Here is a 23,526-nt window from a genome sequence, read left to right as displayed (position 1 = left end):
GTGGCGAGCTATTATTCTTCAACTGCACCGTGACAGTTTTTGTATTTTTTACCGCTACCACACGGGCATAAATCATTGCGGCCGACTTCTTGTTTTTTGCGTACAGGTTGGCGTTTTTTCTTTTTGCCTTGGCCTTCCTCTTTCGGATTAACCGCTTGCCCTTTCGCTACTTCTTCACGCTCTAAGTTCGAACGGATTTCCGCTTTCATTGCAAAGCGCGCAACATCTTCCTTAATTGCTTCAAGCATTAAGTTAAACATACGGAAGCCCTCTTGCTCGTATTCGTGAAGTGGATCGGTTTGCGCATACGCACGTAAATGAATCCCTTGGCGTAATTGTTCCATCGCATCGATATGGTCAATCCATTTTGAATCGATTGCACGCAGTAAAATAACTTTTTCGAATTCACGCATACGTTCTGGTGACATTTCCGCTTCTTTTTCATCGTATTGCTCTTTTACAAGTGCGCGTACCATGTCGATGATTTCATCGGACGTTTTCCCTTGTAAATCGTCAATCGTTACAGAATCTTCACGTAATAAGTTTGTATTTAAAAATGCGAGCATCGACTCGTAGTTCCAGTTATTTGCATCTTCTAATGCTGTGAATGATTGAATATTAGACACTAATACATCATCAATCATCGTTTCCACTAAATGACGCATATCTTCTGTTTCCAATACTTCAAAACGCTCTTTATAAATGATTTCACGTTGTTGACGTGACACATCATCATATTGTAATAAACGTTTACGCGCATCGAAGTTGTTCCCTTCAACACGTTTTTGCGCAGACTCAACAGCTTTTGACACCATGCCTGATTGAATAGGTTGCGTATCATCCATACCAAGGCGTGACATCATCGCTTTCATGCTATCTGAACCGAAACGTTTCATTAAATCATCTTCAAGTGATAAGTAGAATTGAGATACCCCTGGGTCACCTTGACGACCAGCACGACCACGTAATTGGTTATCGATACGGCGAGATTCGTGACGTTCCGTACCTACTACAGCTAAACCACCTAATTCAAGGACACCTTCGCCAAGTTTAATATCGGTACCACGACCCGCCATGTTTGTCGCGATTGTGACAGCGCCGCGTTGACCAGCAAGTGCAACGATTTCCGCTTCACGTTCGTTATTTTTCGCATTTAATACTTCGTGCGGAATTCCGCGTTTACGCAGTAAGTCCGATAATAATTCAGACGTTTCAATCGCTACTGTACCAACAAGTACCGGTTGACCTGCTTGGTGACGCTCTGCGATTTCATTCGCAACCGCCACGAATTTGCCGTGCATTGTCGCATAAATTAAATCAGGGCGGTCATCACGCGCAATCGGTCTGTTCGTTGGAATCACGACAACATTCATATTGTAAATGTTACGGAATTCCTCTTCTTCGGTTTTCGCTGTACCGGTCATACCAGACAGTTTTTCGTACATACGGAAGAAGTTTTGGAACGTAATGGTCGCCATTGTCATCGATTCGTTTTGAATCTCAACGCCTTCTTTAGCTTCGATTGCTTGGTGTAAGCCATCAGAGTAACGACGACCGTTCATAATACGTCCTGTAAAGCCATCAACGATCATAATTTCGCCGTCTTGCACGACGTAATCAACGTCTAAGTGCATCGCTGCATGTGCTTTTAATGATTGGTTAATCGCATGTAATAGTTGTACGTGTGATAAATCGAATAAGTTATCGATATTGAAGGCACGTTCTGCTTTTTCCATGCCGGCTTCTGTTAATGCCGTTGCTTTTGTTTCAATGTCGTACGTGTAATCGCCATCACCATACTCCATTTTACCTTCTTTATTTTTCGTTCCTTTTGCTTGTTTTAATGTGCGCACAAACGCATTGGATTGCTTGTAAAGTGCCGCAGATTTATTCGCTTGTCCAGAAATGATTAACGGTGTACGCGCTTCATCGATTAACGCTGAATCGGTTTCATCGATTACAGCATAGTAAAGTGGACGCTGTACGCGTTCTTCTTTGTACAGCACCATATTGTCACGTAAGTAGTCGAAACCAAGCTCGTTGTTCGTACTATAGGTGATATCGCATGCATAAGCCTCGCGCTTTTCATCTTTTGACATGCTGCTAACATTTAAACCAACCGTTAAGCCAAGAAACTCATACAGTGGACGCATCGTTTCAGCATCACGCTCTGCTAAATATTCATTGACTGTCACAACATGGACGCCTTTACCTGTTAGCGCGTTTAAATAAACAGGTAATGTTCCCGTTAATGTTTTACCTTCACCGGTTTTCATTTCCGCGATATTACCTTCATGTAACGTTGACCCACCCATGATTTGTACACGGTATGGATAGAGTCCTAATACACGTTTCGCCGCTTCACGAATGTTCGCAAACGCCTCTGGACGAATTTTATCTAATTCTTCGCCATCTGCAATACGTTGTTTGTAGTCCTCTGAGTTTTGTTTTAATTGTTCGTCAGACATCGCCGCAAATTCATCAGCAAGTGCCTCTACTTGATCCGCCACTTTGTTTAAGTGTTTTATTTCACGTTTATTCGGATCAAAAATTTTATTTAAAATGCCAAGCATTTATGTTCACATCCTATATAGTCTTAACTCGCAGTCCATTACTCGATACAAAAGTATTAGACTAATCGAATTATCATCATCCTGAATTCCCTCTAATTTGTATAAATCATTATACATCGCCATCTTTTATTGTAATGAAAAAATGACTTTGTAGCAATGAAAAGAGCTGATTCTTCCAAAAAATTACGCACTTTGGAAAAATCAGCTTTCAATTAGTCTTCTTTATCTAAAATTTTAGCCGGACAACCGACAGCCGTACACCCAGCAGGCAAATCGGCGATAACAGCCGAGCCCGCGCCAACGACCGACCATTCGCCAATCGTACGGTTTGGAATAATCGTACTATTTGCGCCGAGACTGACACCTGTTTCGACGACCACTTCACGCGTAATCGAAGCACCGGTTGAGACATGTACATAATCTTTTAACACGCTTTCATGCTCGACGACCGATTGCGAGTTTAAAATACAATGCTTGCCAATGACGGCACCGGAGTTGACGACCGCACCAGGCAAGACGACCGAGCCTGAGCCAATTTCGCTATAATGGCTCACAACCGCTTTTGGATGAATGACGATGCCATATTTTTCACTAGGCAATTGTAAAAAATCGACGAGCTGTTTGCGCACCCCATTGTCGCTATACGCCAAGATGACGCGCCGATGATCAATTTCTAACAAGCGGCTCATTTCGCTTAGCGGCCCTCTAAAAATATCGCCATCCATTGACGGAATCGCATCTTTATCATCGAGAATCGCAAAAATCCGGTCGCCATTCGCCTCGATACAATCACGAATGACGCGCGCATGACCGCTATTACCAATTAAAATATAATCCATAATACCAACCCCCTTATATAGGTTATTTTCCCGAATTCACGTAAAAAACACATTAAAAAATAGCCTAAAGCATTGGCTCTAGGCTATTTTGAACGTTTAAAGTTAGTTTGTTTCGATTAACCCGTATTTGCCATCTTTACGACGGTATACGATGTTTGTTTCGTCTGTTTCCGCATCGGTGAAAATGTAGAAGTCATGACCTAATAAGTTCATTTGAAGGATTGCTTCTTCATCATCCATTGGTTTTAATGAGAATTGCTTTGTACGAACAATTTGTAATTCATCTTCAAGCTCTTCCACAGCCGTTGCGCCTGTTTCAGTAGCTGGTGCAGTAGCAAAGTATAAACCAACACCTTCGCGATCGCGGAATTTACGGTTTACTTTCGTTTTATGCTTGCGAATTTGGCGCTCTAACTTGTCAACAATTGCATCGACGCCGGCATATAAATCGTCATTGCGTTCCTCAGCACGTAATGTTAAGCGCTTCATCGGAATTGTCACTTCGACTTTTGTACGTTTGTCGTTATAAATTTTTAAGTTAACGTTAGCTGCAGCGTCCATATCGTTGTTAAAGTAGCGTTCTAATTTAGAAATCTTCCCCTCAACGTATTCGCGAATTGCTGGAGTTACCTCAATGTTTTCCCCACGAATGTTAAATGTTAGCATGTAAACTCCTCCTTTTTGAACTTCCACCATCTATAAAGATTTTGAAATGGTGGATGCTTACGAATGATGTTAACATTCGGTAAGCGTAGCCCCCGTACATGAATTGTTACGGTTGTTATAATGCTATATTCTACAGTTCCCCTGCAAAGTCCTTCTTAAACGCCAAAATAATTAAAATATTTTTTTAAGATAGAAAAAAAGACGTTTTTTGTATCAAAATACGCCTTTTTTACGGTCTGTTACTTCTTTTTGCTGTTTGCGACTTCTTGCTTACGACGCAGCTTTAAATCTTCAATAATTGTCTCCTGCATACGCCCATCGACTTGTAAGCTAATGCCACACGTATTATTCGGGTGGACCCATACACACTCGCCTTCAGTTTCTAGCGTGCGCTCATGAATCATAAATTGTAGCGTCAGCGCGCTATCTTTCATGCCTTGTGGTAATATGTGCTCAAACCCAAGACGCATCCCATTTGGGCTAATATCAATCATCTTCCCGTGAATTTCCAAAGCTACACCATCCGCCGGTTGCTTCATCGTACATACGACATCGATTGGGCAAATTAACGTGTGGCGAAACGATTCATTTCGTTTAAATTCCATCATGCCCCTCCTCTCGTTCAATAGTTCTTTTTAAACTTATATTTTTTTACTAAACCATTACATTATACCTTTTATATTAACTTAATTAAACAACTGTCACGCATCTGTTTAAAATTTGGGATTATTTAACAAAAAATTATACAAAAAAAACAGTTCCACGTTGGGGTGGAACTGTTTTTGTGGTGTTATTTTTTAAATACTTCATCAAAATTCTTTAATTGATTTTTCATATCAAACACTTTGTAGTAATAGTGATAGCGCGTTTGTGCTTTTGTATCTACAGCTGCTAATGGTTTTAATGAAACACCATTAATTTTCACTGTTTTATTTAAGCCATTACGCAAATTCGCCATATCAATCGCATCTTTTAAGAATTCTTTTTTATCGCCTGCTTGATTGTCATCTAAATAGACAACGAGCTCTTCAAGCATGACAATCATTTGGTACGGATCATATGAAGTTGTTTTGTCTTTAGTTGTTTTGTCTTTAAATGATATGTCTGCTTTCCCATTGAAATCATATTTATATTGCACTTTCTTCACTTTTGCATAATATTTCTCAAGCTTTTTACGATTCTTGACATATTGTTGCTGTTGTTTTGTAAGAGCATCATATGCTTTTTGTGCCTTCACAAATTGTTTAAAGAATGAGCTACCTTCTTTGACAGAATCAATGACTTTATCTACCGCTTCAGCTTGTGCGATATTGTATTCTTCTGATAAATATGCTTTATTTGGCAGCTTCGTATTATCAAAGACCGTTTTAGCATCACCTTTTAACGCTTTATGCAGCTTTAATGTTTGCGATAACACAGCTGCTTGTTCATCTGATAATTCACTCAATTCCTTGCTGGCATCAAATTTCGGTAATTTATAAAGATTTTCACGAATCGTCACAAGTGGCGCAAATTCATTGTAGCGCGTAAGCACTTTACTATCTAACCATGCTTTTTGGTAATCTGTAAGATTGTTATACATTGCCACAACAGGCGAAATATCATCTGAAATTTTTGATAAATCTGTTCCAGTGGGATTCTTTATATCTAAAATCGATTGCGAGCTCAATTTTGCTACCGCTTTTTCAAACGCTTGAACATTCGCATCCGGTTTATTCGTTGATTCTGTGCCATCTAATTTCGTCCCACTATACATCTTTTCAAAATAGCGTTTTTGATCCATGATTTTGTTCGTATTTAATACATACCAACGCGCATTGTTCGACAATTCATCATATGCAAATACTAATTCTTTTAACGCTTCTGCATATTTTTTGGCCTCTTTATCAACAAGTGGCGGGCGTGGATCTGATGGGTCGTCCCCATATGGAATTTCTGTATACTGCGTCACAAACTTCGTATATAAAGCGTCCATTTTTTGCGCTTCATCAATAAATTTCTTTTGATCAACGTACAACGGTAAATTTTGCAGTGATTTTTCAAAATAAGTCGTAGCCGTCGTTTCTAAGTTTTTCACAATTGTTTCTTGCACGCTATCTAGTTTTTCATACGTAGCAATCGCTTGTTTTAAGTCTTCCATTTCTTTCAACGTATACGGTTTACCGATAATCGTGCCCGTTGGTTTATTTGGAGACTCAACTGTTAACATATCTGCTGACACGCCAAGCGCAAATGTTTTATCTTGCGGCACATCTTGCTGTTTTAACTTTTCAGCACTCAATGTATACGTTACTTTTTTAGAACCTGAAGAAATCGTCGCTATACGTTCAATTACAGCTACATTCTCTTTATCACGTAGCTCCGGCACCTTTAAATCCAGCAGCAGCACAAATTCCTCATATTTTTTCATGACATCATCTGCGACAACGCTTTGGACGTAATCTGATAGACGGTTGTAGCGGTTGTAGACACTTTGAATTGTTGGCTCTTGATAAGCAGTCGGGCCACCTGTATTCATAATTTCGCTATCAACCGATAAATTTTTCACTGCTTTTTCAAAATTCGCTAAGTCTTCGATTTCTGTCTTGAATTTTTCTTTTAATGCTTCGATTTCTTTCGCATGTTTGACGAATGCTTTCGTCGCCGCATCTGCATCATCATACGCTTTAATTAATTCCATGACTTTTTCTAAATAGTCTTTACTACTTGGCTTTAATGCCTCATACATTTTATCAATTTTTGAAGCTTCATCTAAAAATGCTGCACTCGCTAAAAACGACGTATCACGCATAACTTCACGCTCATCCTTTTTATTTGGAATATAACAAGCACTTGATGTTTCGCTATCGGTACGGTGCTTACTTGAGGCGATAATGCCCTTTTGTTCCACATCTAATGTATTGTACGCTTTTAAAACCTTCAGCAAATCATCATGAGATAAATCGACATATAAATAGTCATACGACAACATATCATCCGTACTACACCAATATTTATAGAAGTGTTGGTAGCGCGCAACGTCTTGGATTTGAATCAACACCATCAATTTATTGTATTCGGCCATTTTTGCTTTTGGTACAAAGGCTTGAATGATTTCGGACTTTTGAACATTTTTCTCATAATAATCTTTTAAATCATTTACTTCGCCAATATTACTAGCGCCGGTAATTTTATCAATTTCAGCAATGAATGCAAGTGACGCTTCATACTCTTTTTTATACGTCACTTCAATCGCCTTTAAATCTTCTGCTGCTGCGACGTATTTACGCACCGTTGGAGAGGCGTTGATAAATGTCGTATACAACTTAATCATATCGACTTGGTACGTTGGAGAAGATGGTTTTAATTTTTGGTACGCTTTATCGATTTCGGTTGCCGCTTTAATTTCATCGACCTTCCCAAGCACTTTAGCTTGCGGTGTTTCGGCGCCACCTGATGCTTTAAATGAATTGACAACTGCTTTTTTCGGACCAACGTCCAGTTTATCGTAAATTTTAATCGCTTCTTGAATATTTTTAATATCCTGTGTTGTTGGATGCTCGATATCAGACGCTGCGAGTAAGTTGACAACATTATAAGCCTTTACATATGTTTCATACTTTTTCATGACTGATTTTTCAATAATACTTTGCGTGCTCGTATCATGTTCAACCATTGTTTCGTAGTAACTGATCGCTTCGATTAATGTAGAAGCACCATTTGTCGTATGACCCGCATCAATCCCTGTGCTCGAATTTAGCTTACCGACGATTTCGGTAAATTTATTCGCAATCGCTTGTGGATAATTGCCTGATGTTTTAGAAACAAGCCCATTAAACCAATGTAGACGCTCTTGGTTAATGACGTATTTTTTCACTTTTGGCGCTGCTGATTTGTATTGGTGATACACCTTTTTCACATCAGCTGCGAATGACTTACTGCTCGTATTTAATTTTAAAATCGCCACGTCAATTTTAATGGCATCGGCTACAAGTTTGTATTCGGTACCCCAAATACGTGCGATTGGCGTCGTCACATTATCATTACGCTTTGACTCATCCATTGTTACCGCTTTATCGACTAATAAGCGCTGTGGCTCTGTCAGCTTACTGTACGTTGTCCCAAACGCCACAATACGCTCCTCATCACCGGTATTGTATTTGAAATCTTTTTCTTCAACTTTTAGCTCAGCTGTACCCGGTTGATACGGTTTTTTCACTAATTCATCTGACAGCGTTTGCCCTTCACGAATCAATTGTGGCAATGTCATATACAGCTCGTAATCTTTCACTAAGTCTTTCGGCAGCATATCAAGTGCTGCGGGTTTCCCCGGATTGGCCGCTTTTTTCGCTTCTAATGCTTTATACGCTTGGCGTAAAGACTCAAGTGCTGCCTTTACCTCATCTGCTGTTTTAATATCTTTTTTATCGGTAACCGTTAAATCATTCGGTTTGTTCGGGTCCGGTATTGTAATCGTGCCCGTTTTCCCTTGGTTTAATAAGGCTACTTGCTCTTTAAATTTATTAATATCCGCAATTTGGTCTTTATACGTTTCTTGTACAGAGGCCATTTCCTTACCGAAAATCGTATACTTCTTCACTTCAGGAAGTGCTTTCCCGAAATCGACCGAAGAATCAATTAATGCTTGTAAGTCATTTTTATCGACTGCTTTGACATATGTTTTATCAAGTTTTTCGGCATCTTTAATTTGGGTTTCTTCTGGGAAAAAGCTACGGTTTAACGCGATTTTTTCCGATTCTGTTTTTGTAAAGCCGTACGGGTTCACTAATGTTACCGGGCTTGGCAATACCGATGACTGTTCGATTGTTCCAGCGGTTAGGGCATCGACAAATTTCTGTTGATCCTCACCTAATTTTTTATATTGCTTTTGTGCTTCAGCGATTGTCTCGCGATGCTTTTCAAGCTGAATATTTTTTTGGTTCGCAGCTACCTTTTCATTCGGATCCCAATTAATTGAATTATAGGCTTCTGCACGATTTAATGTGCGCAGTAGTTCAGGTATTTCCGCGTAGGCTTCGTAAAGCTTCACAAAATCCTTCTCAAGGTATTTCGAGAGTTGAATCCCTTGGCTTAATTTCGTTGATGCTTTATACGCGTCTTCTGCCGCTTTAATTGTCGCAAGCGTCACATTTGGTGTATCTTCTAATACTTCAAGCGCTTGATTATAGGCCGTTAACTTCGCATGCGTGTCACGATACTTTTCGTAAATGATATCCATTGCCTCGACATAATACGGATCGATATAGCGTTGTGTCAGTTTTCCGTCAATCTTTTCTTTCGGATAAAGCACACTAAAATCATGATAGGCCATCATTAATTCAAATGATTTACTATCAAAGTTTTTATTCGTCGGATTTAACGCCTCATATAATTTCGCCAGGTCCACCGATTGATTGATCTTATCTTCATCTTTTAAATATTCGTTGATTTTTGCAATTTCTTCAGCATCAAATAAACTTTTTTGGAAATCATCTAATTTTTTATACGACGCTAAAAATTCTTTTAATTCTTTTGCGGCTAATGTTTTATTCGATGTATACGTTTTATCGAGTTTCCCATCCGCATCTAAAATCATGCCGTCTTTGCTAATCTCTACGACAATCGATTCGCCATCTGAATCCGTTGTAATTGTCGATAATAAGTTAACAACATTTTTATACGATGCTTTCGCCTGCGCTGGATTTGAATACTTTTGCAATCTCTTCAATGTTGTTGTAGGAACTGCTGCCTTTGTAATGCTCGTCATCGCATCATATGTTTTTTGTGCTTTTGGTGCTTGCGTTACATAGTTTTTCGTTGTAATCGAATTGACTTGTGCTGTTAAGGCTTTGATTTTTTTCTCCAGTGGCGCAATTTTAGCCACATGTTTTTTCAGCGTACTATAATTACTGACTAACTTTTTATCTGCTGTCGATAATTTTTTATACGCATTGTTCGCCGCACGCGTTTTTGCGATATAATTTGTCTTTTTCGAATCAATCGCTTTAATTTTATCAATGACTGCTTTCGCTTTTTTTGTTGGTTTCTTCGTTGCTGCTTGTGCTACTTGACCTCCGTTTGGAAAAGCCGATGTTAGCCAAACTGGCACCGTCAGCGCAACCGCCAGACTCGCCGTTAAAATTTTCTTATGCACTCGGAAATCCTCCCTTTCGTTCTCTCGCTTTTTCTATTCTTTGAATATTCGTTTTCTTGGTATATTGTTTGTATCGGTAAGATTTATGAGAAATAAAGGGAGAGAACGAAAAAGAGACCCTAGCTTGTCGGCTAGAGTCTCCAATTTATTTGCGTTTATCGTAATACGTACCATCACGATTATAAAATGCGCCATATGGATTGTGGTATTGTTGCTCAGACTTCTTCGTTGTTTGCAATTGCTTCATATCCTCTGCAATGTCACGTTTAAAGCTTTCTAATCGTTTGATAATCGCTTTATCAAGCTCTCGAAGTTGCACCTCATATTCATGACCAATCACAGGATTTTCAGGCATCGCTTGCAACTTATCCACCGTTTGTCCGCGAGCAGTCAACAACTTATCAATATGCGCAATATAGTCATCACGCTTATCCTCTTTATCTTCAGGAGCCTTCTCCAAAAAAGAGTACAGCTTTTCAGATAATAGTAAAAACTGCTTGACTAAATCCATTACACTTGGCTTCCTGAAGCATATTGAGATTGCTGCTGTTGACGGTTCATTTGGATGACTTGCTTCCACGTATCGCGGAACTCGACTACCAGACCTTCTACTTCGTCTAAAATTGCGACATCATTATTAATATTTGCCTGTGTTAATTGATGATACATATATTCGTATAAATTAAACATCTCTTTTGACACAGGAATATCCATATTTAATGTAGACATCAATTCATTCAAAATTGCTTGTGCCTTTTGAACATATTTATTGCGATTGGAAATATCTTTCACTTCAATCGCCTTCTTTGCTTGATGGATAAATTTAATACATCCATTGTAAAGCATTAATGTCAGTTCACCTGGGGACGCGGTCGTAACACTATTTTGTTTATATGCATTGTATGCATTTTGTACTGACAAACTAAACAACTCCTTTTAAATAAACGTTAATTATTATTGCATAAAGATAGACGATTGACTATTGGCTTTTTGAATCGCATTTTCCATTGCAGAGAACTGCTTCCAGTAACGTTCCTCGATGCCTTTAAGACGGTCTTTCCAATCGTCAATTTTATTATCTAACGACGTAATTGTTTTACCTAATGAATACGTTGCATCTGATTCAGAAGTTGCACTACCAGCTGTTTTTTGAATTGTTTTCACAGCGTTTTGTGCAGTCGTACGCATTTTAGAAACGATGCCGTCATTGCCATTCCCGTCGCCTGTAAAAATGCGGGACACCACATCTGGGTCTGACTCTAAAGCTTTACGCAACTTATCTTCGTCAATTTCTAATTTACCGTTATCTTTATACGATTTTGAAGTAGTAATGCCGATTTTGGCTAACATATCTTCACTACCAGAGCCATAAGTAGACAATGTACTACGTAAATCAGATAATACTTTGTTAATTGTTGAATCACCTTTTAATAAACCTTGCTTTGCGGCAACTTCCCATTTTTCGATTTCATCCTTAGACATTTCTGCTTTTTGAGCGTCTGTTAACGGTGCATAACCAACTTTTTTCTTTTCAGCAGTTTGTTTCCCTAAATCAGCAATTAATTCGTTATAAGAATCAACGAATTTTTTTACTTTGTCAACGACTTTATCTGTATCATTCGTTGAAGTAATCTTGGTTGCGGCATCATTTGTTGTGATGTTTTTATTCAACGTAACTTGATAACCTGAGATAGTGTATTTATTTGATGTACCTTCAATTTTTACACCATTTGCGACTACATAGCCATTAGAGCCTTCTGTAATTGTAGCATTAGCACCTTTATCGGCAATAATATCCCCACCTTTAGAACCTTCTGCTAAAACACCTAATTTGGCAAATAAACCATTATCATCTTTTGTAATGAACATAGATTGTTTAGTAGTATTGCCATCTTCATCTTTAACTGTACCTTCGTTGTTAGCTGTTAGTGATAATTTATCTCCTGATGCTAATGCAGTAATTCCGACACCTGATGCATTGATTTTCGACATCACATCACTAACTTTATCAGTTGACGCATAAGAAATTGTTTTTTCTACTAAGTTACCTGTATTATCTATTGCACTGATTGAAAATGAACCTGATGATGAAGTCATTCCTAATGAGGCCATCGTAGAATCAGCTGTAATATTACTTGATGACATATCGACTACCGATTGTGCTGCTGTCGCTAATTTCCCTTCGGTAATATTCAATGTTCCATTTGCTGATGAAGTGGCTACTGCTGAAGCAGATTCATTAGATGCACTGACATTTTTCATATTCCAAGAGCTTTTTAAGCCGTAATCCGTAAAGGCATTTTTTTCAAATGTTGAAAGCTTCGTATTTACGTCACGATACGCATCGCGTTTCCACTCATATTTTTGCTTTTGCTGTTGAAGCTTTTCCATTTGAGCACTTTCTGCCTTCATGAGCTTCTCCATAATTGAATCGATATCCATACCCGACACTAAACCACTAACTTTATTTTTATATTGTAAATAAGAAAATGCTGTTTGTGTACTTGTATTATTTTCTACTGGCATGTTAATTCCCCCTTTTTATGCTTGTGTATCAAAAATTTTCCCTGCTAATTTTTGCATTTCATAATAGGCATCTAATAAAGCCTTAGGCGGTACTTCTTTCACTACTTCTTGAGACTGTGCATCCACTACTTCAACATAATAACGCTCTAAGTCTTTATGGAAAATAAATTTTGAACTCTTTTGACTATATTCCATAAACTCATTTAATTTATTGACCGCTGTTTGATAAGCTTGCTCTGTCGGATTACCATTTTCATCGGTCATTTCAGAAATGTTTACATCATTTGTTGGAATTTGTTTAGATATGGAACTCTGAGTAGTTGCTTGCTGCACAGAGTTTTGAGACTTAGTTAGCGTATCTAAATTTACATCAGATGAGATTTTCATATTGAACCTCCTTTCCTAGTTCTTTACTAGTTTTATCGACTTAAAATAAAAAAAATAAAGAAAGAAGGTTCGACTTCTTTCTTTATTTTAAAGATTCTTCCATAAGAAAATTACATATCTTAAAATCTATCGGTTCATCAATATCATAAGAATGATTTTTAGGCATTATAAATGGCATTGTAGCATCATTTAAAAAATTCTTCTCTTTTATAAAGTCTGTCGTTTTCGCTATGTATAATGCCCCGTTTAAGGAATACGTTTTATTGAGCTCTTGTCTAGTTGCTGGTGGATTTTTTATTAAAGGGTTCATAATATTTTCAAAATCCACTGTATACATCCAATACGGAGATTCTGCAGACTCTGTTACAGAAACACAAAATGAATAATCATCCTTTATTACTTGTTCTACACAGTTATCGATATCTTCTACCGTTCTAAACGGCGACGTCGGTTGTAAAAGAAGCACATAATCGTAACCTGGACACTCTTGAAGAGCATGTAACACTGGCTCCATACCCGATGTTTGATCTTGTGCCAATTCAGATGGTCTTTTAAAAGGAACTTCACAACCATATTCTTTCGCCACTTTTATAATTTCATCGTCATCGGATGAAAGAATTAAACGCGTTATATATTTTGACTTTTTAGCTTCTTCAATGGTCCATGCAATTAAAGGTTTCCCCGCTAAATTTTTAATGTTTTTCCGTGGAATTCCTTTAGAACCTCCGCGAGCTGGAATAATTGCTAAAATAGAGGGATTAGTCATTAATATTCACACTTTCATAGTCTTTATTTGCTTGTTCATAGTCTGCTAATTGTCCAATGTCCATCCAGTACTCATGAATCGGAAAAACAGACGTATTCATATCCATAGAAATTAATTTATTAAATAGTTCAGGCATATCATAAAATTCATGATATGGAATGTATTTTATTGCTTTGGGACTTAACATATAAATTCCTGCATTTACATATTCCTTTTTCAAGGGCTTTTCTTGAATAGATATTAATTTGTGTTCATCTGTTTGTATAACTCCGAATGGAATTTGATATTCATATTCGCGTACGCACATCGTTCCAATAGAGCCTGTTTCCAAATGATATTCTAGTAATTTAGAAAAATCCACTTGAGTTAACAAATCACCATTCATAATAAAAATAGGATCTTTTACATCATGCTGAAGTAAAGATAAAGCTCCCGCTGTTCCTAATCTTTTATCTTCTTCAATATACTCAATATTCACATCAAATTGAGCACCATTCTTAAAATAACTTTGAATAATCTCTTTTTTATAGTTCACACAAAGAACAAAGTTATTAAACCCATAACTCTTAAAATTTTCAATAATAATTTGCAGTATTGGTTTATTCCCAATTTTCAACATCGACTTTGGTAAATGTTCTGTAAGTGGTCTTAATCTAGACCCTAACCCTCCAACCATTAAAACTACTTTATTTGGATATTGAATTTCTTCGGTCTTATTTAATCCAACAATACACTGAATTTTTCTTTCGATATCAATAACAGGTAAGTAATTAATTGAATATTCCTTAAGCTTTTTCTGATAGTCTGTACTAGATTGCGACACACAACCATATATAGGATTTTTATTCATTACTTTATCAATTGAAACTTGCAAACTTTTTTCCCTTAATAATGATCTACGAATATCCCCATCTGTTACAGTTCCTACCAATCTTTTTTCTTCATCAATTACAAAAGCGATTTTAAATTCCGAATTATTTATCAGATTCATTACATCTAATAATGTTTTTTGAACACAAATTAAATTGTTTTTATTAGACATAAAATCATCCTTTTTTCGCCATACTAATAGTCCATTCAATAACTGACTGTTTTTCATTTTCAGTTTCTCGAATAATTTTTCCTAAACTGTTTATATTGAAACTTTCGCCATACAATTCAAAAACATCTTGTTTAGTAGCAAAACGCGTTGGTCCAATATTCGCTAAAACGCCTTCAGTTGAAACAAACATATGTCTATCTACTAATTCTCCTGCTTTATCCCCTTGAGAATCTTCTGCAAAATGTCTTGAGTAAAATTTACCGTTTGGTTTTAATACCCTTTCAATTTCTGCAAGTATTTCTAAAGAATCTTTCCAGTTATTAGTACTTATCGCTTCAATATCAATAACAGCGTCAAAATATCCTTCTTCAAAAGGTAATTTCTCCATGTCTCCTACAAAAACTTTTGTTTTCTTCTCATCAATATTTTTGTCTTGCATTAAACGTTCTTGTGTAATTTGCACACCAGTTTTTGAACCCTCAATACCGTAAACTGAAAATCCTTCGTTAGCTAAATACCAAATATTACTTCCCGTACCACTTCCTACTTCTAGAATTTTTATATTTGATCGATTTTCAACATTGTAAAAATTTCTTGCGATAAATCTAATTAAATCTTCAGACGGATATTTCCCCCAAGGTTTTGATTGGAAAATATCTTCCCATAAACTATTCCACGCCATCTGTATACTCCTATCTATAAAATAAAATATTATTATTTTTTATGTTATTTTCTTTTTTTAATTCTTTATATTTTATATCGTCATAAATATAATATCCTATATAATAATTTCTAACTTCATTTGAAAAACCTTTTTTATAGTACAAAAGCGAATTCCCTTCCTCTACAGAATTTCCTCCACCTAAGTATAAACAAGAACAATTTTTTTCCTTTCCAAGTAAAGCTGCTTCATACATTAACAAATAATTTGCGTAACTTTCTTTTCCTAAAATATTTGAAGCACCTAAATGATATTCCATAAGATCATTTGTAATAAAATATAGAGCTACAGCAACTATCTCACCTTCAGCATTAATAGCATTTCCCAAAATACATTCTTTATGCGAAAGTAAGTTTACATAATACTCCAAATCAAAAAAATAATTTTTCTCAGCTTTTTTAGATTCCATCAGTTGGTTATATATTTCTTTAAAATGTTTAATATATTTTTCTTCATTTGAAAAAACTATTTCTATGTTATTCGATTTAGCTTTTTTTACCCCTCGTTTTACACGAGTTCTAAAATTAGAAAATATCGAGTCTACATCTAAGTTAATATACACGGTTTCCCTATTAGACAAAATTTCTCCATAATAATTCAAATGATTCTCTAAAATTGGATGAAATCTCATAAATTCCACTAAAATATTATTATTCTCACACCATTTCAAATATTTCTTTGTAGCATTTTCGCCAAACTCTTTAGAACCTACGATAAGTGGCCCTCCGTATCCATATGGTGATTGAATATCATATAGATTTTTATTTTTATGAGGAATCTTTCCTTTATAAAATGCATGATAAAAAATATTTTCTTTTTCTTGAATAATGAAAAAACATACCTCTAAACCTATCTTATTTTTCACATCTTCCATTAGATAATCTGGATGATAATAAAATGATTGTTTATTTGAGGGTAAGAGATTATATATCTTTTTTGCTTCATCACTTGTTACAATCATTTAAAGCTATCTCCTCATCATATTCAAAAGATTTTGGTGCTGAAAATTGTTGGACATCCCAATAATAAAGTGGAGATATTCCTGTACCAGGTCTTTTAATAGCTAAATTTTCTACATCAAATTTTTCATTTTTAGATATTTCTCTTTTAGCTACTAAGCTTTTTCGTGCAACGCTACGATTCTTTAATTCAATAGCTGAAGGAATTTTTACGCCATTCCCCAGAGATTCTTCAATTTGTCGAATATTCTTCACCAATTCTTTCAACTCCAACGGTTCAATAGATGCTAGGTGATCTGGTCCTTCTGCTTTTTTATCATATGTTATATGCTTTTCAATTATTTTTGCTCCCATAGCTACAGCTGCTAAAGAAATTGCAAGCCCTTCTGTATGATCCGAATATCCTATAGGTAAATTAAAAGTCGCATTCATAGTCGGAATAGCTTTTAAATTAACAGAATTTACAGGTGCAGGATACTCTGTAGTGCAGTGTAACAATGTTACATACTCCCTTAATAAATGCTGCCCTTCTTCAGACATATATGCTTTTTCAAAGTTTGAGATACTTGGTAAAATATTTTCCTTATTTATCAATCCGAAAGCAATGACTCCTAGTGCAATTTGAATATCAGCTAAAGTTGCCATCCCTGTCGAAATAATCATTTTGCGTTTAAATTTCGAAATATGAAGTAAGAAAGGCGCATTTGTTATTTCTCCAGAAGGGATTTTAATCGTCTTTAATTTTAATTCATCTAACAAAAAATCGGCACTTTCAAAATCAAATGGTGTTGATAAAAATTCAATATCTTTACTATCACAATAATTTTGGAGAATTTTAAATTCGTCAAACTTCAATTCCAATTTCTTTACCATTTCTAATTGGTTACCATCTGTACCTGTATTTTGTTTTTGATAATCCGCTTTTTCAGCAAATGTGCTAATTTCATTTTCACTAATAAAAGTTTGAAACTTTACCGCGTCTGCTTTAGCTTCAACTGCAATGTCAATTAATTGTTTTGCCCTATTTAAATCTCCATTATGATTTACTCCTGCTTCTGCTATAACATATACACTCATAAATAAACCCTCTTAATCTTAAAATTTTATATCATAAAATAATTTAGTTTTCTTAGATTCGAAATCAATCTCTTTTAAAACCTCTACCATTTTATTTGATGTATTTTCTCCTTGATAGTAGAGTTCCATGTCTTTCAAACTTCTATTAAATTCTGGCTGAAGTATCTTATTTAAAGACTCTACTATATTCCGTTCACTGCATTTACATTCTACAATTGATTTAGCTTTTAATCTTCCTTTTTGACGATTCCCAATATCAAGAGTAGGTACTTTTAAAATAGGAGCTTCTATAATTCCACTTGAAGAATTGCCTATAACTGCTGATGCATATTTCATTGTACTTAAATATTTCTCATAACCGAGGGAGAAATATGCTTTAGCATTTTCTCTATTATCCTCTACATATTCGTCAATTAATTCATTAATAATTCGACCTTCACTATCTGCATTAGATTTAGTAAAAATAAATTTATAATTTTTAAAATTATCTAGTGCTTTAAATAACTCTTTAATTTGTTGTTCTGCCAACCGAGGTTCTTGTGTTACTGGATGAAAAGTTATTAAAAAGAAATTCTCTAAATCCCAGTTGAAAAAATCTTCCAATTGATTTTTTTTTATAAAATCCAATCGATAAATATTTTCTACAGAGGGATCCCCGAAATTAAATACATTGTTAGGATGTTCTCCCAATTGAATAATTCGTTTTCGATATATTTCATTTGCAGGAAAATGAATAGTACTTAATTTAGTAAGTGCATGTCTAATCGAATCATCTATGGCCCCTTCGGTGATTTCTCCTCCAGATATATGAACAAGTGGAATTTGCATAATCAGAGCAACTTGTGCTACCGCTAACATTTCATATCGATCTCCCATAATCAAAATACAATCAGGTTTTAATCTATTGAAAGTTTCTGAAAAACTTATAGTTGTGAGTCCTATAGTTTTGGCTATCCCAACTGTGGTATCAGAAGATAATAAAGTTTCTATTTTTTCATTGATATGGAATCCATCTTTTTCAATTTCCTGATATGTCAATCCATACTCTGGAGATAAATGAGCTCCTGTTGCGATAATTTGTAGTTCTAAATCAGGATCAGAATTTATAGTGTTAATTAATAATTTTAAAGCGCCATACTCAGCTCTAGTTCCTGTTACTACACAAATTTTTCTTTTCATAATTTACTTCCTCATAGTTTTGGTGTACTTGGCACATTCACAATCCGTTTATTCAAATTTTCTACTACGGCTAAATCTCCTCTAGGACAATCTTTGTACATTTCTAAATAATGCATCGGCTGCCAAATTGGACGACTCATTACACCATTGTCATTTAAATAAGCTAAAACTTCATCTCGTTCAATTGAAGCATCTAATAATAGCGTTTGTAACCAATAATTACTTTTCGTATCTCTCGGTTCTTCAAATAAATGAACCCCTGGTAATTCTTGTACTAACTTTTTGTAGAAAGTTGTTAGTTGGCGTTTCGATTCAACAAACTCATTTACTTTTTCAAGTTGTGCACAACCTAATGCTGCATTGATATTGGGCATACGATAATTGTAGCCAATTTCATCATGAACATATTCCCACTTGTGCGGTACTTTTGCCGTTGTTGTTAAATGCTTCGCATAATCAGCTAACGCTTCATCATCTGTTAGAATAGCTCCACCGCCACCTGTTGTTGCGATTTTATTACCATTAAAGCTCATTGCATTAACTTTACCAAAGCTTCCCGTATGCTTTCCTTTATAATACGAACCTAATGATTCAGCAGCATCCTCGACTAATGTTAAATTATACTTTTCACAAACAGTAATTAATTCATCTAATTCTACTGGATGGCCAAATGTATGCATTGGCACTACCGCGCGGATAACGCGCCCTGTTTCTTTATTAATTAACACACCATTTTGTTTTACTGCGATTTTTGCTAAATAGCTATCTAGCTTCAAGGGATCTAAACCTAATGTAGATTCTGATACATCGACGAAATGAGGAACTGCGCCAGCATAAGAAATCGCATTAGCAGTAGCAATAAACGTCAATGCTGGCATTAATACTTCTTCATTTGGTTGTACTCCTACTACTTTTAAAGCAATGTGCAGGGCTGCTGTACCATTCACAACAGCCACAGCACGCTTGACGCCTACCATCTTAGCTAAATCTTCTTCAAAGCGTGTTACATACGCGCCTACAGAAGATACCCAACCTGTTTTCACACAATCTGTGACATATTCTAATTCTTTTTCATTAAATGTTGGTTCATGTAAAGGAACAAAATCTTGATTATACTGTTTTTTGACAGTTTGCACGAACGAACTCCATTGTTCATTTATCATATGTTATAAACATCTGCCTTATATTGAGCTAAATTTTGTGGATTTGTAAACCACTCGATTGTTTCTTCTAATCCTTTACGGAATCCTTCTTTACCACCGTATTGTGGCGTCCAACCAAGTAACTCTTTTGCTTTTTTATTTTCTGCCCATAAGCGATTTACTTCACTTTTTTCTGGACGTAAGCGTTGTTCATCCGTTTCAATTGTTAGATTAACATTCATAATATCCGCAATCATCTCAGCTGTTTCACCAATTGACACTTCATAGTTAGAACCAATATTAATTACTTCACCAATTGATTTTTCTGAATTCATAACAGAAATAAATCCTGAAACCGTATCCATCACATAGTTAAAGTCACGCGTCGGACTGATTGCGCCGAGTTTAATCGTATCTTTTCCATTCGCTAATTGGCTAATGATTGTTGGAATAACGGCACGTGCTGATTGACGAGGGCCGTATGTGTTAAATGGTCGAATAATCGATACGGGTGTATCAAATGAGCGATAATAAGATAGTGCCATTTGGTCCGCACCAATTTTTGATGCAGAATAAGGTGATTGCCCTTGCAATGGATGTTCTTCATCAATCGGGACATATAAAGCTGTACCGTACACTTCACTCGTTGAAGTTTGTACAACTTTTTCTATCTCTAATTCACGCGCTGCTTGAACAATGTTCAAAGCACCATTAATATTTGTATCAATATATGTTGCCGGAGAATGGTATGAGTATGGAATAGCAATTAACGCCGCCAAATTTAAGACATGTGTACAGCCTTTCATTGCTTCTTTCACACCAAAGGGATCACGAATATCTCCAGAGAACACATCTAAATTTGCTTTAATATCGTTTGGTGTAGAATCTAACCATCCCCATGAATTGAATGAGTTATATTCTACAAAAGCACGTACGTCATAACCTTGGCGTACAAGCTCTTCTGTTAAATGGGAGCCGATGAATCCGTTAGCTCCCGTTACTAGGATTTTTTTCATTATTTAACTTCCTTTATAGAATCAAATTCATCAACAACTTTTTGTGTTTCTTCAATAATAGTTGTCATAACTGCAATAATAACATTTAAAAGATAGATTTGTGCTTCTTGTTTATTTTTTAACGTTTCTACTGTAATTTTGTCTTCAACTGAATTAATCTTCCAAAAATATTGAATAATTTCAGCTTGTAAATTGTGTACGAGTAATGGTTCTCCCATAATCATTGGTAAAACTTTATCCATATAATTTAATTGTTTTATAAAAGCATTTTTCTTCTTCATATTCCATGATGTGATTTTCATCTTTTTTAAATCGATTAAATACCTGACACAATCAAAGTTAAAACGATTAAATCTTTTTAAATCTGCTTCAAATGCATTTTTAATTTGGACTAAGTCACAGTTATTTTTAGGAATTGAAATAAGCTTATTATTAATATCTATATTATTCATTTCTAATTCGGAAATAGCTTCGTTTAGAGTTTTCTGTTGAGCATAGTTAATTTTCGCGCCGCCTTCTGTAGCATTAATAACTACTGAATTAGTGCTTTGAATCATTTTTTCAAAAAGCATTTTAAATTGAATCCATACAGCTGTTGTAAAAACATTCTCACCAAAATATCCTTCAGTTTGGATATTTTCTTGCTTTAATTGAATGGCATTTCCATCATAAATAGTTCCGCCAGCATGGGTATTAGTTTTATCTTTCCCATAAGCTAAATCTTGCCCTACCAAAATAATAGGTGAGCATGCCATATGTATAGCTAATCCAAAGGCTACATGAGCACATGAAGTCCCCATTTCAAACCCATCATCCTCATTTAAATTCATTTTATCGCTTAACCAATTCGATTCTCTTACGCCATTTCGTAAAGGAATAAACATATGCTCAATATTTTCCTCAAAAACTTTATTATATAAAACTGGAGGCCCAACTACAAAAACATCTTCTGGAATAGTTTTATTTTTATAAAAATAATTATATGTTTCTATCCCTCGCTCTATAGAACATACAAAATGAGGTTTAATCCCTTCTGCTAACAACCTTTCTAATATTGTATCCACAGCAATTATAATAATATTATTTTTTATATTCTTTAAATGCTTAATATTCTGGTTCAAAGAAGGTCCTGCCGATACAACTATTGCAGGAACATTTTTAAATAGCTCTTTTAAATGTGATACACTTCTTGATTGTTGTAAATTCTTCAAGTTGATTAAATTTCGTTTCAATCCAATTAAATTATCATCGATATCATTTCCATACAGTGTTGTTGTTACAACTATTATTTTTCGAATTTCTTTTATAAAGCTATTTATTTTTTCTAAATCATACTTTTGATAATAGTTTGTGACATACAGTTCAATATTTTTTAACAATGCTAAAAACTCAAATTTAGTCATAAATTTATTAAGAAATTCGCTTAAATTTTCTATCTTATCATCAGCAAATAAATAAACATGCTGCTCATTAAGGAAAGCTAAATCTAAATAATTTAGTGCAGTTTTCATTAAAGTTAGGCTAGGTTCTATTATAATTAGTATAGATTCTTTGTGCTTTTTTCTAATGATTTCTTTAATATTAGGAGTATCTAAAATACCCATTACTAATATAAGCTCTTTCTTGTTTTGATTAGGTATTAGATTATCTTCTTGTAATTTATTTTCAGAAAGAAAAATATCACCTTTTTCATTTGAAAAGAAAAAATCATTCTGTTCTTTTGCTAAAAAAATTTTATCTTCTCTCTCGTTAAAATCAGTAATATAATTATATGGATTTTTTAAAATCGTATTTAAATTTTTATCTATCATATTATATGCCATCCTTATTTTTAATATGTTATTTATATCGACTAAGTTTATAATATTTAAAGTAAGCCCGAAATATAAAAAAACGCGCACCTTAACGGTACGCACAGCAAATAGCCGATTAGTCGAATGATTTTTGACTAGTCGGCTATTTATTTTCTACAAGTGGCCTGAATATCTTCGGACCATGGTAGATAACGCTCTAAAATTTCTGGTTGCTGCTGAAAAGGCAGGTTCGGTAAATCTGTCATCAATTTCACCAAGTATTGATAGAAATCAATGCCATTGGCTTTAGCAGTTTCAGCAAGACTTAAACAAATGGCATTTGAATGAGCGCCTGCTTCACTGACAGAAAACAGCCAATTTTTTCGACCAATCACATTTGGACGAATCGCATTTTCTGCAGCGTTATTATCAATGGCTATATAGCCATTATCAAGGAATCGTTTTAATGCAACTTTACGATTCAATGTGTAGTCAGCAGCTTTAGCAAGTGCATTTTTTCCGAAGAACGGCGAACGATCCACCCATTCAAAAAATTCATCTACAATCGGTTTGGATTCTTGCTGACGAATTTTCACACGTTCTTCCGGTGAAAGATGCTTGATCTTACGCTCAATATGAAATAACTGATCGCAATATTGCACGCCTTTTCGACCATTGTTACTATCAGCCTTTAACCAATAGCGGCG

The 23,526-nt window shown here is 35.3% G+C and carries 19 protein-coding genes; all 19 read right to left on the bottom strand.

Annotated features, from left to right (window positions below):
* Window positions 1-11: 11 nt before the first annotated feature.
* Window positions 12-2,573, bottom strand: a complete 2,562-nt coding sequence (secA, locus tag V514_RS0101925) for a preprotein translocase subunit SecA (protein WP_029497996.1) — start codon at window positions 2,571-2,573, stop codon at window positions 12-14.
* A gap of 212 nt (window positions 2,574-2,785) precedes the next feature.
* Window positions 2,786-3,412, bottom strand: a complete 627-nt coding sequence (locus V514_RS0101920; protein WP_029497995.1) for an acetyltransferase — start codon at window positions 3,410-3,412, stop codon at window positions 2,786-2,788.
* A 102-nt stretch (window positions 3,413-3,514) separates the two neighbouring features.
* Window positions 3,515-4,078, bottom strand: a complete 564-nt coding sequence (hpf, locus tag V514_RS0101915; RefSeq protein WP_029497994.1) for a ribosome hibernation-promoting factor, HPF/YfiA family — start codon at window positions 4,076-4,078, stop codon at window positions 3,515-3,517.
* A 239-nt stretch (window positions 4,079-4,317) separates the two neighbouring features.
* Window positions 4,318-4,686 (bottom strand): PilZ domain-containing protein, encoded by a 369-nt coding sequence (locus tag V514_RS0101910; RefSeq protein ID WP_081714974.1) that lies wholly within the window; start codon window positions 4,684-4,686, stop codon window positions 4,318-4,320.
* A 182-nt stretch (window positions 4,687-4,868) separates the two neighbouring features.
* Window positions 4,869-10,211, bottom strand: coding sequence for a hypothetical protein (locus V514_RS0101905; RefSeq protein ID WP_029497992.1), 5,343 nt, complete (start codon window positions 10,209-10,211; stop codon window positions 4,869-4,871).
* 145 nt (window positions 10,212-10,356) lie between these two features.
* A complete protein-coding gene (locus tag V514_RS0101900; RefSeq protein ID WP_029497991.1) occupies window positions 10,357-10,722 on the bottom strand; it encodes a flagellar protein FliT in 366 nt (121 codons plus the stop codon).
* A complete protein-coding gene (fliS, locus tag V514_RS0101895; protein WP_029497990.1) occupies window positions 10,722-11,132 on the bottom strand; it encodes a flagellar export chaperone FliS in 411 nt (136 codons plus the stop codon). Before fliS ends, V514_RS0101900 begins: the two co-directional genes overlap by 1 nt.
* A gap of 33 nt (window positions 11,133-11,165) precedes the next feature.
* Entirely contained in the window at window positions 11,166-12,737 is a 1,572-nt protein-coding gene (fliD, locus tag V514_RS0101890; RefSeq protein WP_029497989.1) for a flagellar filament capping protein FliD, read from the bottom strand.
* A 15-nt stretch (window positions 12,738-12,752) separates the two neighbouring features.
* The gene (locus V514_RS0101885; protein WP_029497988.1) at window positions 12,753-13,124 is read right to left on the bottom strand and encodes a flagellar protein FlaG; all 372 of its coding nucleotides are present in this window, start codon (window positions 13,122-13,124) and stop codon (window positions 12,753-12,755) included.
* Window positions 13,125-13,206: 82 nt separating this feature from the next.
* Window positions 13,207-13,890 carry an acylneuraminate cytidylyltransferase family protein gene (locus V514_RS0101880; protein ID WP_029497986.1) on the bottom strand — a complete coding sequence of 228 codons (684 nt, stop codon included), beginning with the start codon at window positions 13,888-13,890 and terminating at the stop codon, window positions 13,207-13,209.
* Entirely contained in the window at window positions 13,883-14,932 is a 1,050-nt protein-coding gene (locus V514_RS0101875; RefSeq protein WP_029497985.1) for a nucleotidyltransferase family protein, read from the bottom strand. Before V514_RS0101875 ends, V514_RS0101880 begins: the two co-directional genes overlap by 8 nt.
* 4 nt (window positions 14,933-14,936) lie before the next feature.
* Window positions 14,937-15,614 carry a class I SAM-dependent methyltransferase gene (locus tag V514_RS0101870; protein WP_029497984.1) on the bottom strand — a complete coding sequence of 226 codons (678 nt, stop codon included), beginning with the start codon at window positions 15,612-15,614 and terminating at the stop codon, window positions 14,937-14,939.
* 10 nt (window positions 15,615-15,624) lie between these two features.
* The gene (locus V514_RS0101865; RefSeq protein ID WP_029497982.1) at window positions 15,625-16,614 is read right to left on the bottom strand and encodes a hypothetical protein; all 990 of its coding nucleotides are present in this window, start codon (window positions 16,612-16,614) and stop codon (window positions 15,625-15,627) included.
* Window positions 16,598-17,689, bottom strand: a complete 1,092-nt coding sequence (gene neuB, locus V514_RS0101860; RefSeq protein WP_029497981.1) for an N-acetylneuraminate synthase — start codon at window positions 17,687-17,689, stop codon at window positions 16,598-16,600. The genes V514_RS0101865 and neuB overlap by 17 nt, the downstream gene beginning before the upstream one ends.
* A gap of 18 nt (window positions 17,690-17,707) precedes the next feature.
* Window positions 17,708-18,868, bottom strand: a complete 1,161-nt coding sequence (neuC, locus tag V514_RS0101855; RefSeq protein WP_029497980.1) for a UDP-N-acetylglucosamine 2-epimerase — start codon at window positions 18,866-18,868, stop codon at window positions 17,708-17,710.
* 11 nt (window positions 18,869-18,879) lie between these two features.
* Entirely contained in the window at window positions 18,880-20,031 is a 1,152-nt protein-coding gene (locus V514_RS18720; protein WP_051392415.1) for a LegC family aminotransferase, read from the bottom strand.
* Window positions 20,028-21,026: an NAD-dependent 4,6-dehydratase LegB gene (locus V514_RS0101845; protein ID WP_029497979.1), complete on the bottom strand. Its 999-nt coding sequence runs from the start codon at window positions 21,024-21,026 to the stop codon at window positions 20,028-20,030. Before V514_RS0101845 ends, V514_RS18720 begins: the two co-directional genes overlap by 4 nt.
* The gene (locus tag V514_RS0101840; protein ID WP_029497978.1) at window positions 21,026-22,837 is read right to left on the bottom strand and encodes a motility associated factor glycosyltransferase family protein; all 1,812 of its coding nucleotides are present in this window, start codon (window positions 22,835-22,837) and stop codon (window positions 21,026-21,028) included. Before V514_RS0101840 ends, V514_RS0101845 begins: the two co-directional genes overlap by 1 nt.
* A 149-nt stretch (window positions 22,838-22,986) precedes the next feature.
* The coding region (locus V514_RS0101835) for an IS66 family transposase (RefSeq protein WP_029497977.1) at window positions 22,987-23,526 on the bottom strand (540 nt) is incomplete at its 5' end.

This window comes from Kurthia huakuii LAM0618 (assembly GCF_000505545.1).
GTDB lineage: Bacteria > Bacillota > Bacilli > Bacillales_A > Planococcaceae > Kurthia > Kurthia huakuii.
Note: the sequence above shows the minus strand (reverse complement) of the source record. Positions and strands in the feature narration are given on the sequence as shown.